A 17,482-nucleotide genomic window follows, 5' to 3' on the forward strand; every position below is an offset into this window, starting at 1 on the left:
CTTTAATGATTTGATTTTTAGTTGCATTTAGATTAAAAATCAGATTTGTTCGGCCTAGGCTATCTCTTTATTGTTTTGCTATATATTGACCAGTTTTCATTCCGGTAAAAATACATCCCCCTAGAAAAGTTCCTTCCAGAGCCCTGTAACCGTGCATTCCACCACCTCCAAATCCAGAAGCTTCTCCAACAGCAAATAATCCCGGCATGACATGACCTTCCGCGTCAAGCACTTGACCATTTAGATTGGTTTCAATGCCACCTAGCGTTTTTCGAGTCAGAATATTCAGACGTACAGCGATCAATGGACCATTTTTAGGATCTAGAATTTTATGTGGTTTTGCAGTTCTGGCAAGTTTATCGCCGAGATATTTTCGCGTATGCTGGATGTAGTTGATCTGTATGTCCTTGCTAAATTTATTGTCAAGTTGACGGTCCCGGTCCTGAATCTGTTTTTTTATCGTATTATAGTCGAGCAGTTCGTTTCCTGCTTTCTGATTCATTTTTGTCACCAATTCCTCCAGATTTGTTGCGACAATAAAATCATCGCCATGAGTTTTAAAAGCTTCCACAGGCGCTGTAGCAGCTTTCCCAAAAAGTCTGCTCAGAATGAGTCGATAATCTTTATTGGTCAGGTCTGGATTTTGCTCAGAACCAGAGAGTGCAAATTCTTTTTTAATAATTTTTTGAGTGAGAATAAACCACGAATAATCGTATCCCGTAGCTTGTATAAATTTCAACGTACCGAGCGTATCAAAGCCAGGAAAGAAAGGAGCGGGGAGCCGATTGCCCGTTGCATCGAGCCAAATTGAAGATGGCCCCGGTAGAATACGAATTCCGTGGTTCGACCAGATGGGATTCCAGTTTTTTAGACCTTCAGTATAATGCCACATCCTGTCTTTGTTGATGACGTGTGCGCCAGTCTGTTCCGCGATTTCAATCATCTTGCCATCCACATAATCTGGAACTCCACATACCATATGTTGAGGTGGAGAGCCCAGTCGAATCGGCCAGTTTTTTTTCACAAGTTACAGATTGGCTCCAATTCCACCCGAAGCGATGACAATGTGTGCTCCACGAAAACAGAACTCACCGATACAATTTCTATTAGTTTTCTCACCCCGTTTTTTATCATCAGCTTGAAGAATATCACCTTCGACACCGACAATAACTCCATTTTCGATCAATAACCGCGACACACGGTGTCGAAATTTGAACGTAAGCAAACCTTTTTCTTGAGCTTCATATGCTTTGTCAACAAAAGGCTTGACCACGCCAGTTCCTGTGCCCCATGTAATGTGGAATCTGGGTACAGAATTGCCATGTTCCGAAGCTGAACCAGCACCACGTTCAGCCCAGCCGACGATCGGAAAAAACTTCATTCCTAATTCCGAAACATAGTTGTATTTTTCTTCTGTTGCAAATTTAACATATTCAGAAGCCCATTTACGAGGCCAGAAATCTTCAGGACGATCAAACGAAGCCGTACCTTCCCAATCCTGATAAGCAAGTTGAAAAGAATCTTTAATCCCCAAAATTCGTTGTTGTGGAGAGTTTACGAAGAAAAGACCTCCAAATGACCAATATGCTTGGCCACCCATATTCGTTTCAGTTTCCTGATCTAAAATAAGCACCTTTTTACCGGCTTTCGTCGCTTCATATGCAGTAACGAGTCCTGATAATCCACTTCCAATGATAATTGTCGCATACTGTTCCATGTCAACATAATTTAGCTTTCTTGAAGTTAAGAAATTTTGAACAGTATGATCTTATTTTTTTAGAACTGTGTCAGTTATTGTGGTATAGCATAGAATTTTATAAATACCAGCGTCGTCCGCTTACCGGATAAATGATGAATTATTAATGACCGTAAACCAATTCCTGTAGCAATTCCTGAAGGCGCTTTGTTAAAGGTCCTGCTGCTGGGCTAAACTCTTTATAACCCAATAAAGCAGTTACAGGAGTAATATTTTTAGTAGTTGAACTAATAAATGCCTCACTTGCCGATGCAATGTCCTCAATGCTAATATTGCGGACTTCAACCACCATGATAGTTTTTGCCAATTCGATAATTTTTTTACGGGTAATACCTTGTAAAACATCTTCACCAGCAGTTAACAATTTGCCATCTTGACTTATTAAAAAGAAGTTAGCACGCGGGCATTCCGATATCAAGCCGTTTTGTATGTAAACCACATCGTCAGCCCCCTGCGATTTAGCTGCCTTAAGTGCCTGTATACCCATCACATAATCGATAGATTTGACGAGACTAAATGGACGGTGATAGTGAAAAGGAAGTAGTTTCAGACCCTTACTTTCCAACACTAAATTTCTTTTTAAAGCTTGTTGACTGATAATTAAATTGGGCTCACCAATACTATACCCATCATTACTATATCCGCCGGTCAATAAAATTTTAATACCAGAATCCGGAATCATATTTGCTTCCATCAAACTTTTTATTTGAGCTTTCAGTTCATCTCTGGAGTAATTTACAGGTAGATCCATCAGCTCAGCAGATTGATAAAATCGATCTAGATTATCTTCTAGGAATACTGGAATACCGTGTACCGTTTTGAAAAAATCAAAAATACCGTAGCCGCGCACAAGAGCAAGATCCGTAATTGATAATTTTGCTTCGTTTTCAGGAATTAATTTTCCGTTGAAGATCAAATAGCCCATTTGCATATACTTTTTTATATTGAATGTTTAGCGAACACAAACCTATACAATCCTCCATTGAAAAACAAGTTCTAGCCACGTGTTTAATTTGAACTTTACCCGCAAAGTAACCTGTATTTGGTAAAGAATATCACCTTTAATTTAAGAGATTTAGCGCGAACTATATTGTTCATCATGCGCAATGGTCGTTTTCAAAAAAATCAAACTCATTCTTTTTTATTAATGATTTCAGATCAAATTCACCATTTTCATAACTTTTTACAAGTCCCATTCTATGGTATTCGACGAGTAACAGTTCAGCGTTAAAATAGATGAGCTCGCAGATTATCTTTTAGCCGAGTTTATATATACTTACAGCCCTAGATATGCATTGTAAGCTTCGATAAGCGCTTGTTTTTTTGTTTCGTCTTTTACAAACTTATAGATTGGAATTACACCATCTTTTTTAAAAAAATCAACCAGGGTAGGAGCAGTCTTCGAAATATTATTCCATTCCTGAGAAACAATTTTTTCTCCGGTGTAATTCGTGACATCGATCATCCAAAAATTGGGCGCTAGTTTATTTCCTCCAACCAGTTCAACAGCTAAATTCTGTTTTAATGGAGCGGCTTCTTTCGGTGTTTCTGTCCAAGTAGAAGGGGTGGGCATAAAATATTTATACATCGTTGGTATAAACCACTTTCTTCCATTAGACGCTTGATTATGACGATAGAGGTAATCCATTCGTTGTCCAACATCAATTTTCTTTAAAACATGTGTTCCATAAAGAGCTATTATTTCTTTGGCTGTTTTTGTCTCCAGATCATTTTTAAACGCTGAGGTTAGATACTTAGATTGAAATTCATTGAGATCCATTTCAAAGATTCCAAAAGTAGCATATACTAGTACTTGAGAAACCCCTTCATATTCATAATCTATTGATCTAAATGTTGTATCATTCTTAAATGCTGATTTGAAAGTCTCTCTAAAAATATGTTTATATTTAGCAAGTTCCTCGCTGCTAAGCCCCGCTCTTTGCCCCATCGTCTGGATACATGTTTCTTTTTTTCCACTTATTTCTAATTTAGGACCACCGCTTGAACTGAAACTTTGAAAGATCGTTCCACCATCCTTGTCAAATGCTTCAACATCGATTACTTTGTTTCTAGTAGATGCAGGATGCGCATATTTACCCGTAATATCATAACCGTAGCCGAGCATATAATAGTTGTCTGTAAGATCCTTAGTTCTCCAATCTATATGAGCAGTATTAGATAGATCTATACCTGTAAAATAAGGGTTGATTTTTTCTTCGTGAGTGATTAGATTATCTTCCTTTGCTTTATTACATGAAGCAAATAGAAATAAACATAGCGCTATCAAGGGTAATTTATTTATCATGTTATTGATTTGAAATTCAAAGATAAATAACTTCTTTACATTTTATGTTTTTTTTACGAATGATTTAATTAGTTATCGCTACTTGGAAATCGATATTCAGATTTTGATCATGACTTTACGAAATACTAGGGTTAGTTTTTTAACAATTTGATCTATCTTATGCTGCTAAGCACTAATTTTTTACATATCGGTATAAAATAAGACAAAGATTCAACGATAGGGAATTTATGGCAGGATGAATTTAGTAGTATGATTAGTTTTTGACGTAAAGTACTATATACTATTATAAGGTAAAGATGAAATCATCAGATCAGTTGCTGCACTTCTTTTTTTAATTTCGTATCCTTTGAATCGAGGACGTTTTAATTTTTTACGTTTAAGTGTCATTAGTTTTTTTAGATTTACCGCCCCGATGTATTAGAAACAAAGCGAAGGATTTTGAAGAAGTTAAAAATAAAAGATAATCAGCAAAAGAAGGAAGACCAGGATCTGTCTTTTAGAGTGTTTGATTTAACCAAAGAAAATTTGAATCAATATACAATAGCGCATAAAAAGGATCATTTTTGCATCTATGTGATTGAAGATGGTACCATGCAAATGAGTGTAGAAGATAAAATCCATAAACTAAAAGCAGGTAAGATTGCCGTGATATTTCCAGAGCAGGTGAGTTTAATCGCAAATCAAAGTATAGATCTAAAAGGTAAGATCATCCTATTTGAAGAAATATTATTCTGTTCCGATATTTTGAAAAATGAATTGAGTACATACAATGTTAACCTTTCCACCCAGCTCAATTGCACGATGCTTGCCGCAGCAGATTTTCAGCGGAGTCTCGGGATGATCAATATTATTCAAGATGTTTATCAGAACCCCTCTCTAGTTAAAAAGGAGCAAGCCAGATTTTATATTAAAATTTTACTACTCGGATTAATTGAATCTGTCCATGGTTTACATCCCATAATGTATCAGGAAACTAGCGATAAGCCCATTTATATCAAGTACAAGAAATTGTTGAATATACACTACAAACAACATCGTACAGTTCAGTACTATGCGGCGGAACTGATGATAACGACAAAAAAATTAAATGCCATCACCAAAAAACATTGCGGTGAAACAGCTATTCAAACTATTCATCATCGTATTTTAATGGAAATTAAAAGGCAATTGATGTTTTCCGATCTAGCACACAAAGAGATAGCTTTTGATCTAGGGTTTAATTCGCCATCAGCATTGAACAAGTTTGTGCGCTCCAAATTAAAAGAAACACCTACACAGCTGCAGCAGGAACTGTCGCAAATTTATAACGGATAATCCCATTTGTATAACAGTGGTAATTCCTGCTCATGTACTTTTGTCAAGTACAAAAAAATATAAACATGAGTAAATTATTTATTGCAGGTGAGGTTTTCCATGGTGCTGGAAGTCTTGAAGAGCTGAAAAATATCAAAGGTCAAAAAGCTGTAATCGTAACCGGTGGCAGCTCGATGAAAAAAAGTGGTACTTTGGATAGAGCCATTTCATTTCTTGCAGAAGCAGGGGTAGAAGTAAGTGTTTTCGAGGGCGTTGAAGAAGATCCTTCTTCAACAACTTGTTTAAAGGGAGCAGCGGAGATTCAAGCATTTAAACCCGACTGGATTATCGGATTGGGAGGCTGTTCTGCTATTGATGCAGCTAAGATGATGTGGGTTTTTTACGAATATCCTGATATTGATTTTGATAGTATTATAAAACCTTTTACAGTTCCGGTTTTAAGAAATAAGGCCAAATTCATAGCGATTCCCTCAACAAGCGGTACAGGAACAGAAACAACAGGCCTTGCTGTGATTACAGATCGTGAGAAAGGTGTCAAATATCCGGTTGTTTCTTACGAACTTACACCAGATATTGCTATTGTTGACGGAGAAATCTGCGCGTCTATGCCTGCCCATGTGACAGCAAATACAGGTCTTGATGTATTGACCCACTGTGTTGAAGCTTATGTTTCCAACATTGAAAACAATTATGCTGATGCATTATCAAAAGGCGGTTTAGCGCTTGTATTTGATAATCTTAGCGAAGTTGTCGTTCATCCGGATAACATTACAGCACGTCAAAATATGCATGATGCCTCATTTATGGCCGGTTTGGCTTTCAATAACGCTTGGTTAGGAATTGTACACTCGCTATCACATCAGGTAGGAGCATTATATGGAATACCTCATGGAGCTTCCAATGCGATTTTTCTGCCCAATGTAATCCGCTATAATGCCCAAGTAACTACACGTTATCCAGATTTAGCGAAAATAGTAGGTGAAGAGACAGCAGAAGGATTAGCACAAGCTATTGAACGTTTACGCTCTGAAGTGAATAACAAAGCTTCCATCAAAGATTTTGGTATTTCAAAAGAACTTTGGGAGAAAAATTTGGATTTTATTGCTCAAAATGCACTGGTAGATCCATGTACAGGATTCAATCCACGTCTTCCTTCTTTAGAAGAATTGAAGGCAATTTATAATGCTTGTTACGAGGGAGTTGTGTTTTTGGAAGAAGTTGTAAATGCTTAATACGATCAGCATTCTTTACAATAGTTTTGCATACAGGCAGAACCATTGTAAAGAATTTAAAAAACAGGGAGTTTATATGATTCCCTGTTTATTTTCTTAAACGCAGAAGAGATGGAATTTAAGAAGCAGTTTGTAATACGAGTTCATGAAATCGTAGTCACTTCATAAAGAGCATTTTTAAACTCACTGGGAGTTTGGTTTTTAATCGTCTTAAAGACTCTATTGAAATTTGATAAGCTATTGAAACCACAATCGTAAGCAACTCTATGTATTGAAAGTTGATTTTCTACAATTAATTTGCATGCCTGCATGATGCGTACTTCATTGACAAATTGCACAAATGTTTTTTGAGTTTGAGTTTTGAAATAACGACAGAAAGCATTTTTGCTTAAATTCATTGCTAGAGCGATTTCCTCTAAACTGATTTCTCTCGAATAATTGGTCAGTACATATTGAACTATCTTATCAATTTTTAGAGCGTTGTTAGGAAAGTGAATATTTGAGTATTCAATGTGACATAAAACATTTTTGTCCGATGCATCTTGTAGTTTTTCGATGATTTGCAGAAATATAATTATTCTTTTCAATCCTTGAGCATCCAGAAGCTTGTACAATAATTTTTTGATCTGCTCTTTGCATTTTCCTTCATAGCGTATCCCCCTTTTAGATAGAAGCAGAAATGCCTGTAATTTCTCAGTATCATGAAATGATGATAAGATTTCCACTAAACGGTCCGGATCAAAAAACAAGGCAATAGAATGAGCATGATGTTCCTTCTCCGATTCAATAACATCAGTAAACCATACATGAGGGAGCTCCGTCCCAGTTAAGGTGAGGTCTTCACTTATAAAATAATCGAAATGATCACCAATTAAACGTTTACCTTGGCTCTGCACAATATAAGTCAATTGACATTCTTTATGAAAATGATAATCGGTAGAGAATGCTTGCTGCTGTGTTACCCGTACTGCAAACAAATCTTCCCCCACCGTTTCCATTACTTTTGCAAAAATGGGTTTCATAACAAGGTTGTGTGTTTTTTCAATATAAAAAAATAAGAAATCATTACAGCGAGATTTTTATTGTGACTTACAAGATCGAACAGGTAAAATTTTCGTAATGTGAATGAACAAGATACGCGCGAGCAAGCACAACGATCGTACTACATCTATGTAAGAATTCTCTTATGTGAAAATCATCAAAAAAAATTATCCTTACTACTGCTAATTTGATTTATTCTAATGTTTTTTTGCAATGCACTATAGAATCTCACCACATAGTTTTTAAACCGGGAAATATATTTTTGCACTATTAATATTATTTTAAAAAAATGATGCCTATCTTAAGACTGTAAACCACAATTACAATTTAAGAAACACGGTTAGGAGAAGAAAGGTTATCATTGATCATAATTGTAGGTGTCTTTTTCGACGAAAGATAATTACTTTGAATGGATCTGTTATTTTTTCTAAAAGATGTAGAGCACTATACTGATAAACTAAATTGATAGAACAGCCCAAATTATAACATTATGAATAAATATTCGAAAATCATTATTATAGCTTATATTTTATTAGAAACCGTTAGTATAGTTCTATTTTCTATAGGAGAAATAGGTTTACGAAGTTTTCTGCTATCAACAGCAGTGTGTGCGCTTGGGATATTCGCGCAGATATTAAGCACAAATAAAAAAAGAAAATTAAACGATATTAGACAGTAGAATTGTATTCGATCTACATATGCTATAACTTCATAGCCTTATTTTGCAGTTCTATTTGTGATAAGACTTCTTGATCGAAACCTGACTTTTTCAAAATTTGAAGAATAAAGGCTGTTTTTCCTTCTACATAATGATCAATATCATCAGGATACTTTGCCGCTAGTTCGGTTTTTAATCGACCATAGTCTTGTGCTTCATTCAGATTTGCGCGGAGATAATCCCTTAACAATAAATGATTTTTTAAACTTTCACTATTTTCAACACAAACATATAAATGATGTTCATACCAGAGGTAGCCGGAACCATCCATAGGCGTTAATTGGTCATCTCTTTTAAAGGCCTCTCTTCCAGGAATACCCATTTCACCACAATAAGTATAACCTAGTTTTTTGAGTGTACTTTTGATCTCATCAAATTTTTCTTTATTGCTGATGATAATATCAATATCGATAATAGGTTTAGCGGAGAGACCAGGTACAGCGGTGCTGCCAACATGTTCAATGCCGCGTATCAGCGTTTTCAAACAATTCTGGAAAACTGATTTAAGTTTTTCAAATTCAGTAGCCCAATTTACAGAATAGGGTACCACAACGACCTTTTTTATCTTCTTATTTTCCATGCTTGGAGTCGGTTTGAATTCCAAAATTAAGGAATAAGTTTAAATTCATGTTATGCACGATCATCAAGACTTGTTTTTGTTCTTGTGCGGTCTTTATTTCCAGTTGCGATGCACATGATTGTTAATCATTTCATAAGCTTATGGTAATCCCTATTTAACACGCAACGTATAGCTTTGCCGCTAATCAATCTTATTTGTAAAGGCAAAACTCATGTACTTTAAATCATCTAGACTATTGTGGCTGTTATTACCACTTACATGCCACTCACTACCTACAGAAGCAAGCAATTTAAGAATAGCATTGTTGAAAAGTGAACTTAACATTCAACAGCAGCTATCCGGAACCGTGCTCGATGAAGCTGGTCAACCCATTATTGGCGCGACTGTCCGCAATTTGCGCACCCAACAAGACTATCAGACAGATCATAACGGTCGATTTGTGATGGACGGAAAAGTCGGAGATACCATCTCTATTCGATTTATTGGATATACGACCACACAACAGACCATTACTTCCCAAAGTGGATTTCAGATTAAGATGACCTCAGAAGGGCAGCAACTCGAGGAAGTAATGGTTTCCATAGGTTACCAAAAAATCCGTAAATCTGATGTGACAGGAGCTATTGCAAGTGTAAAAGCAGAAGAACTCAACCTGACATCACCTAAGCTGTCGCAAGCTTTAGTCGGTAAAATAGCAGGTGTGCAAGTTATGCAAACGAGTGGCGCGCCTTATGAAGGAACAAAAATTAAGGTACGTGGAATGGGATCTATCAATGCAGGATCGGATCCTTTGTATGTCATTGACGGCTATCCTTCGGGAAACAACTTAAATATCAATCCAAATGATATTGAAACCATTGATGTCCTTAAAGATGCCGCTTCTGCCGCAATCTATGGTTCTCGTGCCGCTGGCGGTGTTGTCCTTATTACGACCAAACGAGGTAAAGAAGGTCGTAGTAATATCGATTACGAAGTATTAGGTGGTTTTGGACAATTATCAAAAAAGATAGATCTATTAAATTCTGAAGAATTTATCGATTTACTGATTGATGGTCGAAATAATGCCTATAAAGATTTAGTTACAGGAAGAGGATTGGTTTGGAATGAAAATATGCGTTTAGATAGCAATGCCGACCGTGTTGCTCGCGTAAGTAATGGCGGTTCAGTATCGATTCCAGAAGAATACTACGATTTTTCGACAGGTTTGGCCAAGAAAGCAAAATATGATACCGATTGGCAAGATGCCTTATACCGAAATGCACCTTTTCAAAGACACAATATATCTGCCTATGGTGGAAACGATAAAAACAGATACTTTTTAAGTACTTCATATCAAAATCAGGAAGGTATTATGTTGGGTACAGGGCAGGAGGTTTTTAATTTTAGAGCCAATACCGATGCTAAGGTAAGTAAGCGACTTACTGTCGGAGCCAATGTCTCTTTCACCTACAACGATAACAACGAAGTGACCACAGGCCGCTATGATAGGAGTCCTTCTATGGCCGCATTAATTTATTTACCTACACTTCCTGTTTATAATGAAGATGGTAGTTACGCTAAATTTTTGATGGCAAATCTTTCAGGTAACAACTATGGCGTCCAAAATCCAGAAAATCCATTGGCCTACGTCACTGAGATCAAAAATAACAGACGCGGAAAACGCGGTTTATATAATGCTTTTGCAGATTTCTCAATCTTTGATGGTTTGAGCCTAAAAGTAAATGGTGGATTAGCAACTTATGACGAGAAGTACGATTATTATAGACCGACAAGTATTTCAAATGGTAATAATGCACCCTATTCAAATTCTGCAAAAGCCGCAGCATATGCCGACGCCAATACGCTTAGTGAAATTGATAAGTTAGTTGAAACGACCTTAAATTATAATAAGACATTTGCAGAAAAACATCAAGTGACAGCCCTGTTAGGTTATTCGGCTCAAAGGACAGATATCGATTACATGTCTGTTCGCGCCAATGGATTTCAAAACGATGCTATTGAAGAGATTACCAACAAAGGTGCAGATCCATCAAATTTTCAACTACTCGATGCATATAAAAGAATTACAACACTGCAGTCGTATTTTAGCCGCGTAAACTACAGTTATGCATCCAAATATTTTCTATCTGCATCTTTCCGTACGGATGGTTCATCTCGTTTTGGACCTAACACCAAATGGGGAACATTTCCTTCCGTTTCTGCAGGTTGGACCATCTCTAAAGAAGATTTTTATGATGCATGGCTAGGAGAGGGGTCTACTGCGAAGCTAAGAGTAAGTTGGGGTAAAAGTGGAAACAACAATATTGGTGAATATAAGGCTAAAACCACATACAATTCACCTACAGGTGTGATTATTGGTGACAAAGTGGAAACATCACTTGCTCCCGGAGATTTACGTGACCCGAAATTGGGTTGGGAAACCACCTCACAATACAATGCTGGCTTGGATTTAGGACTTTTCCGAGGACGCTTGAATATTATGAGTAATATTTATTTGAGTCGTTCGTCCGATATGTTGTTCGATCAACCGATCACCGCAGTATCAGGAGCAACAACGATCTTGACCAACTTGCCTAATAGTAAAGTTGAAAACAAAGGATTTGATCTTCAAGTCGATGCTGCCTTAGTGCGTAAAAAAGACTTTGATTTAGGTATTAGCGGTAACATCAATGTCAACCGCAATAAAGTACTGGATCTTGGTGGCGGATCTACCATTATGACAAATGGGGCAGAACGCTCATATATCACGCATATTACACAAGAGGGCAGTCCTATTGGTATGTTCTACGGATTCAAAGTATTGGGAGTAGCTACCGAAGAAAACTATAAAAGTGTTGCCCCATCTGCAGGATCAACTAATCCTTTGCAACCAGGAGATCTTTATTTTGAAGACGTTGACGGAAATGGCATTGTGAATGATGAAGACAAACGTGTTATCGGAAGTCCACATCCTGATTTCACCTACGGATTTGCGATCAATACACGTTATAAAAACTTTGACTTGAGAGCCTCATTCAATGGATCACAGGGAAATAAAGTATTGGATGGTTACGACTATTACTTATATAATATGGAAGGTTCAGGCAATCAATATGCAGACGTTGCCCAACGGTACAGATCGGCATCAAACCCAGGCAATGGTGAAGTATATCGTGCTTCAAGGGGTGGTACGCAGAGCAACAGCACCCGTCTATCTACTTTTTACCTACAAGATGGATCTTTCCTTAGGATGACCAATATTATATTAGGTTACAGCTTACCAACTGCAACTGCCAATAAGTTAGCTCTTTCAGGTGTAAGGATATCCGCAAGTGTAGACAATCCATTTACCATTAGCAAATATAAAGGTTACAATCCAGAGCCCGACTACAATCAACGCGGTAATCTGACTCCTGGGGTAGATTACGGTTTGTATCCTTTGGTGCGTACATTCAATCTTGGATTAAAAGTTACATTTTAAAAAATCGATTATCATGAAAAAAAGATATTTATTACCCTTCGTTCTTTTAGCACTATCCTCCTGCGATAAAGGTTTTTTAAATCAGGATAACCCCAACGCGGTTACTATTGGCGCATATTTCAAGTCAGAAAACGACGTTTTATTGGCTGTTAATGGTTTATACCAAGCATTACGCTCGGGAAGCACTATCGGTGAGTCCAGTGCGCTTTACAGTGAAGAGCGTTCGGACAATACAGGCCGTGATGATAACCAATCTAATGCAGGCGAACCCTTTCAGTTTAATGATTTCTCCATACTACCGAGTAATTCCTATATCAAAACACATTGGTCAGCGATGTACGATGGCATTGCACGTTGCAATACTTTATTATCCAATATCGACCGTGTAACATTTGCCGACAATGCGGTCAAAGAACGATACATTGCCGAGACCAAGTTTGTTAGAGGCCTCTTGTATTTCCATATGGTACGCAAATTTGGTGATATTCCGTTGTCAACCGTCGAGATCACGACTAAAGAGCAAGCGGCCGAAATTGCGCATAGACAGAAAGAAGCTGTTGTCTATCAGCAGATTGTTGCCGATTTGACAGAAGCACTCAACAGCAACCTGCCCAATGTACAGTGGCAGTATGCCGTAGGTCGCACTTCCAAGGCCGCTATCAATGCTATATTAGGACAAGTTTACCTGACTATGGGAGCTACATTAACGGGTGACAAGCAGGCTAATTTTAAAAAAGCAGAGCAATATCTCGCGGCATCATACGGCATGCGTACTTTTGGCAAACTCACTGAGATCCCTTATGCAGATGTTTTTGATGTCAGCAAGAAAAGCACCTGTAAAGAATTAGTTATGCAAGTTCAATATTTACAAGGTGATCAAAACTACAGTTCCAGTATTGCACGCAATAATCAGGCAAGGGGAGAAAACATCAACTCCAAATTTGTATCAACCGGTATCGGAGGCAATGTCAAGCATGATCTTGTAAAAGATTATGAAGAGCAAGATTTACGAAAAAGTTTCTCTATCAAGTTTGCAGAACACGCTCAGGTTAAAGATTGGTTTATTACCAAATTTAGAGACAACAGCGAAGTAGCTGGTACCGAAGGAAGAGGGGGGAATGATTGGATATTAATTCGTTATGCTGACGTGATGTTGCTTTTAGCAGAGGCAAAGATGAATTTAGGTAAAGATGCAGAAGCGATTGCTTTACTCGATGAAGTTAGACTTCGAGCAGGCTTACCATCATACGCAAGCTCAAGAACTAATGCTAGCTACTTCTCTAAATACCCCACATTGAAAGATGCTATTTTACACGAACGTCGTGTAGAACTTGCCTTTGAAAATCACAGGTGGTTTGACCTTATCCGTAATTACGATGCAAACGCTCTGGTCGATTATTTTAAAAAGAAGAATCAGTCCGATTATGGAAATGCCAAGCTATCCAATATCTCGATCAAGGATCGCTATTATCCGATTCCATTTGACGAGTATAAGTTAAATCCTGAGAAAATGTATCAAAACACAGGATATTAAATAGTAACAAATCATTCTAATGATCAATACCATCACCATATGGCTTCTGACCCTAGGTATATTCTTTTCGAGTGTATCCTTGGGTCAGGAGTTTCATAGCGATAGAACCCCACAAGATTGGGTGATCGCCAAGAACTATTACGCCACCTATATTTTAAGTCAAGACAGCGTATTGACCGGAGAATTATTTTCCCTGCCTGAAGTTCAAAATCTACTAAAACAGCGACATACGCGCTACCTCAATAATGCTAAATGTCCAGACGTCGCCTGTTTTATGGATGCTTTCAAGTGGAAACAAGAGGAGATTGATCTCTTGGTCAACATTTTTGCTGCAAACACTAAAAGCCAGACAGGGCAATCATTCCGCAAGCGTCTGATGGATTCACAGACCTATGGGCTGTCACAAGGAAAGAAAGCCGATGAATACCTTGCTAGAGCCTTTAGGCAGGATCTAGAAGCAATGAACTATGTTATCGATGTTTATGCCGGAGGTAGGAAACCAAATTATCCGCGTATTGATTCGATTTCTTTTAATATTACCAATAAATCATATTTATACTTGCTTAAAGATGTGGCCCAAGACGTTCTCAAAGATGTGCAACAACCTAAGTTAGCCTTCTACGAGTCACTTTGGACAGCTGTTAGGCTATTGGAAGTCAACGAAAGATGGGACGTGGCACAATTGGAACCTTTGATGGAGTTGGAAAATAAGAAAGCATATGAAGCGATCCGAAAAACAGATTTTAGTCGCTATCCTTACAGCCTGTTATTGACTTTAGGAGCAGGACCAGATCAATACGGTCAACCTATCAGCCCCGGCGGAATGTTGCGTTCCAGAATGGCGGCACGGAGTTACTTCGATGGATTGGCTCCCTTTATTATGGTTTCAGGTGGGCGGGTACATCCCTACAAGACACCCTATATCGAAGCATTGGAGATGAAAAAATACCTGATGCAGGTACTCGGTGTACCCGAAGAAGCTATTTTGATCGATCCACATGCGCGCCATACCACCACCAATCTACGTAATACTTCCCGAATCCTGTTGACTTATGGATTTCCGCAAGATAAATTTGCAATTGTTAACAGCAGTGTACCACATATCGATGCCGTTCAAAATATGGCCGATCGCTGCATGCGAGAATTAGGATATATTCCGTATGAGCTTGGAAAACGCATCAGTGACGTCATTGTGGAGTTTAAGCCTCGTATAGAATCTCTAACTATAGATCCGGATGAACCGCTAGATCCTTAGCTGTTTTTGATTCTTTCTTCAATTTTTATATATTCCCATTGTTCAACCCATAATTACAGTAATTTACAGGTCTCTTTTAGAGACCTGTAAATAGCGTTATGAAAAAATACTTGAAACACTTATCGGCCAGCTTTCTAATAATATTAAGTCCTGTCTTGGCACTCTACGCACAGTCAAAGACTGAATTGACAAATGTATTTTTAGGATCTTCCGGAGATCACGGGCAATTATCTCCGGCAGCATCTTCACCTTTTCATCAGATGAGTATCGCTCCTCAAACCTATCCCACGTTGCATATGGGTTATGAGCACCTAGCTAAAGAAATACTGGGGTTTACCCACAATAGATTTGAAGGTGTAGGTTGTAAGGGGAGTGGAGGTCTCATTTTGGTAAAGCCATTTCTGGGACATCAGGATGATGGCACACCTCTGATTAAAGAGCAGGAAATGGCCGGACCCGGATATTATGATATTGCCTTAAGGGATCGTATAAAAGCACAATTTGCAGTGCATGAAAACTTTGGAATTCATCAATATACTTTTCCTGAAGGAGAAAAAGGACTGACATTAGATCTTGCACATGCAGTCAATGGTGCATTTGTATCCAACACCTATACCATTGACAAGAATGGTATCATCAAAGGAACTGTCAGATCAAAAACAACGTGTGGTGTAGGTATTTACAGCGTGCATTATGCAATCTCCGCCACATCTGGCAACCTTTGGACAGGAACGGATAATCTCTTGACGCTTCATCTAGAAAAGCAGGTGAAAAAAACAATATTACGGATCGCTTTTTCTGCTGTAAGTCCAAATTATGCTGAGGCCACTTTAAACGTTAATAGCAATAAAACTTACGATCAGGTAAAAACTTCTTCCGATAATCGCTGGGAAAGTTATCTGTCAGGTATTATAGTCAAAGGAGATCCTGAGCGCGAGAAGCTTTTCTATTCGTTGCTTTATCGTACCCTTCAGTCACCCTATCAGATTGATGAATCAGACGGCACCTATAGAGGCACAGATGGACAAGTTCACCAGTCCAAAGGCAGACGTTATCATGGATGGGCCATCTGGGACAATTACAAAACACAGTTGCCCCTGTTAGAACTGCTCTATCCTAAACAGTATCAGGATATTGTTTCTTCGGTTTCAGATCTTTATCGTTATGGAAAATTTGATTTTGCAGGACCAAACGAGCCAGCAAACTCTGTTCGAACAGAACACGCTGCGGTAGTGCTTTTAGATGCCCATAAAAAAGAATATGATATAAATCTAACCGCTATCCGTGACTCCTTGGTGCACGACACGCTGCGTTTTGATTTTTCAAAACCAGATAAATATTTAGAAGCCGCTTATGATATGTGGGCTATGGCAGGTTTACTGCCAGAAGACAGGAAGCATTACCTGGACCGGGCAAGTAGTTACAGAACAGTTTGGTTAAAAGAATTTAAAGATCTCAATCGTCCGGATGTAGACCGTATGTCAGCAAGAAATATGTATCAAGGTACAATCCGTCAATACCGCTGGAATGTACCCTTTGATATGCAGGGATTAGTAGATCTGGCGGGAGGTAAAGAAGCATTCACGGAACAATTGAATGATTTTTTTGATCATCATTACTTTAATCGCGCCAACGAACCCGATATACAATCACCCACATCCTATTATGCCAGCAGTAAGCCATCACGCTATCAATCATTGATACGGGAGCTGGCTCTGGATACGGTAATACAATATTACTTTAATGACAATAGCCGTGGTATCGATCCCTTCATAGATCGAATCTACAAGAACCAACCTAAAGCATTTGTACGTACCATGGATGACGATGCCGGCGCCATGTCAGGCTGGTTTGTATTGACGGCACTGGGTCTACATCAGCCTTTGATCGGACAGCCTATTTATTATGTCAGCGTCCCTTTATTTCCAGAGATCGTTGTACAGCGGGGAGAGCAGAAACTTAAGATTAAGGTGCTCAACTATAACGATAAAAACAACTATGTCAAACGGATTTTGCTCAATGGTAAAGATATCAACAGAATTTGGTTACATCATGAAGAACTTGATAAAGGTGGATTACTGGAGATAGAAGCCAGCGCCGAACCTTCTACTTATGGTACAGCCAATATCTGGGTTTCAGATTTAAAACAGCGAGATTAAGAGCTTATTAAACTGATTAATAAACACCCGTTTTGGATCACCAAAAGGGTGTTTTATGCATCTGGTATTGGCACTGAAATGAGCTTATAAAAAGAGATTTCAATCGTGTTGATTTAGGGTAATTTGAG

At 38.2% G+C, this 17,482-nt stretch carries 10 protein-coding genes and 1 pseudogene; 6 read left to right on the forward strand and 5 right to left on the reverse strand.

The window, feature by feature from the left end; all coding sequences use genetic code 11:
- Positions 1-67: 67 nt before the first annotated feature.
- The 3 genes and pseudogenes from WH188_RS19930 to WH188_RS19940 all read right to left on the reverse strand — a co-directional run bounded on the left by WH188_RS19930 (position 68) and on the right by WH188_RS19940 (position 4,061).
- Positions 68-1,717: pseudogene (locus WH188_RS19930) on the reverse strand (FAD-binding dehydrogenase).
- A 142-nt stretch (positions 1,718-1,859) separates the two neighbouring features.
- On the reverse strand, positions 1,860-2,681 hold the full coding sequence (locus WH188_RS19935) for an aminotransferase class IV (protein WP_168126370.1): 822 nt from the start codon (positions 2,679-2,681) through the stop codon (positions 1,860-1,862).
- 351 nt (positions 2,682-3,032) lie between these two features.
- Positions 3,033-4,061 (reverse strand): hypothetical protein, encoded by a 1,029-nt coding sequence (locus WH188_RS19940; RefSeq protein ID WP_168126371.1) that lies wholly within the window; start codon positions 4,059-4,061, stop codon positions 3,033-3,035.
- Between the two features lie 438 nt (positions 4,062-4,499).
- Between WH188_RS19940 and WH188_RS19945 the strand changes: the two genes are divergently transcribed.
- A complete protein-coding gene (locus WH188_RS19945; RefSeq protein ID WP_206368247.1) occupies positions 4,500-5,375 on the forward strand; it encodes a helix-turn-helix domain-containing protein in 876 nt (291 codons plus the stop codon).
- Between the two features lie 65 nt (positions 5,376-5,440).
- Positions 5,441-6,607 (forward strand): iron-containing alcohol dehydrogenase, encoded by a 1,167-nt coding sequence (locus WH188_RS19950; RefSeq protein WP_168126372.1) that lies wholly within the window; start codon positions 5,441-5,443, stop codon positions 6,605-6,607.
- 143 nt (positions 6,608-6,750) lie between these two features.
- Here the strand turns inward: WH188_RS19950 and WH188_RS19955 are convergent, their stop codons facing one another.
- Positions 6,751-7,629: an AraC family transcriptional regulator gene (locus WH188_RS19955; RefSeq protein WP_168126373.1), complete on the reverse strand. Its 879-nt coding sequence runs from the start codon at positions 7,627-7,629 to the stop codon at positions 6,751-6,753.
- A 720-nt stretch (positions 7,630-8,349) separates the two neighbouring features.
- Positions 8,350-8,946: a GrpB family protein gene (locus WH188_RS19960; RefSeq protein ID WP_168126374.1), complete on the reverse strand. Its 597-nt coding sequence runs from the start codon at positions 8,944-8,946 to the stop codon at positions 8,350-8,352.
- 211 nt (positions 8,947-9,157) lie between these two features.
- Between WH188_RS19960 and WH188_RS19965 the strand changes: the two genes are divergently transcribed.
- From WH188_RS19965 to WH188_RS19980, 4 genes are all read left to right on the forward strand, one after another.
- Complete coding sequence (locus tag WH188_RS19965) at positions 9,158-12,406, forward strand: SusC/RagA family TonB-linked outer membrane protein (protein WP_168126375.1); 3,249 nt, start codon at positions 9,158-9,160, stop codon at positions 12,404-12,406.
- A 13-nt stretch (positions 12,407-12,419) separates the two neighbouring features.
- Complete coding sequence (locus WH188_RS19970) at positions 12,420-13,940, forward strand: RagB/SusD family nutrient uptake outer membrane protein (RefSeq protein ID WP_339424581.1); 1,521 nt, start codon at positions 12,420-12,422, stop codon at positions 13,938-13,940.
- Between the two features lie 19 nt (positions 13,941-13,959).
- On the forward strand, positions 13,960-15,195 hold the full coding sequence (locus WH188_RS19975) for a YdcF family protein (RefSeq protein ID WP_168126377.1): 1,236 nt from the start codon (positions 13,960-13,962) through the stop codon (positions 15,193-15,195).
- A gap of 98 nt (positions 15,196-15,293) precedes the next feature.
- Positions 15,294-17,354, forward strand: coding sequence for a glycoside hydrolase domain-containing protein (locus tag WH188_RS19980; RefSeq protein WP_168126378.1), 2,061 nt, complete (start codon positions 15,294-15,296; stop codon positions 17,352-17,354).
- Positions 17,355-17,482: the final 128 nt, after the last annotated feature.

Source organism: Sphingobacterium sp. MYb388 (genome assembly GCF_037479535.1).
Classification (GTDB): Bacteria; Bacteroidota; Bacteroidia; order Sphingobacteriales; family Sphingobacteriaceae; genus Sphingobacterium; species Sphingobacterium anhuiense.

Excerpts from the sequence above, each read along its gene's own strand:
- WH188_RS19970 (WP_339424581.1), top strand. The coding sequence starts at position 12,420 with ATGAAAAAAAGATATTTATTACCCTTCGTTCTTTTAGCACTATCCTCC.
- WH188_RS19975 (WP_168126377.1), top strand. The coding sequence starts at position 13,960 with ATGATCAATACCATCACCATATGGCTTCTGACCCTAGGTATATTCTTT.
- WH188_RS19935 (WP_168126370.1), bottom strand. The coding sequence starts at position 2,681 with ATGGGCTATTTGATCTTCAACGGAAAATTAATTCCTGAAAACGAAGCA.
- WH188_RS19950 (WP_168126372.1), top strand. The coding sequence starts at position 5,441 with ATGAGTAAATTATTTATTGCAGGTGAGGTTTTCCATGGTGCTGGAAGT.
- WH188_RS19940 (WP_168126371.1), bottom strand. The coding sequence starts at position 4,061 with ATGATAAATAAATTACCCTTGATAGCGCTATGTTTATTTCTATTTGCT.
- WH188_RS19980 (WP_168126378.1), top strand. The coding sequence starts at position 15,294 with ATGAAAAAATACTTGAAACACTTATCGGCCAGCTTTCTAATAATATTA.
- WH188_RS19955 (WP_168126373.1), bottom strand. The coding sequence starts at position 7,629 with ATGAAACCCATTTTTGCAAAAGTAATGGAAACGGTGGGGGAAGATTTG.
- WH188_RS19960 (WP_168126374.1), bottom strand. The coding sequence starts at position 8,946 with ATGGAAAATAAGAAGATAAAAAAGGTCGTTGTGGTACCCTATTCTGTA.
- WH188_RS19965 (WP_168126375.1), top strand. The coding sequence starts at position 9,158 with ATGTACTTTAAATCATCTAGACTATTGTGGCTGTTATTACCACTTACA.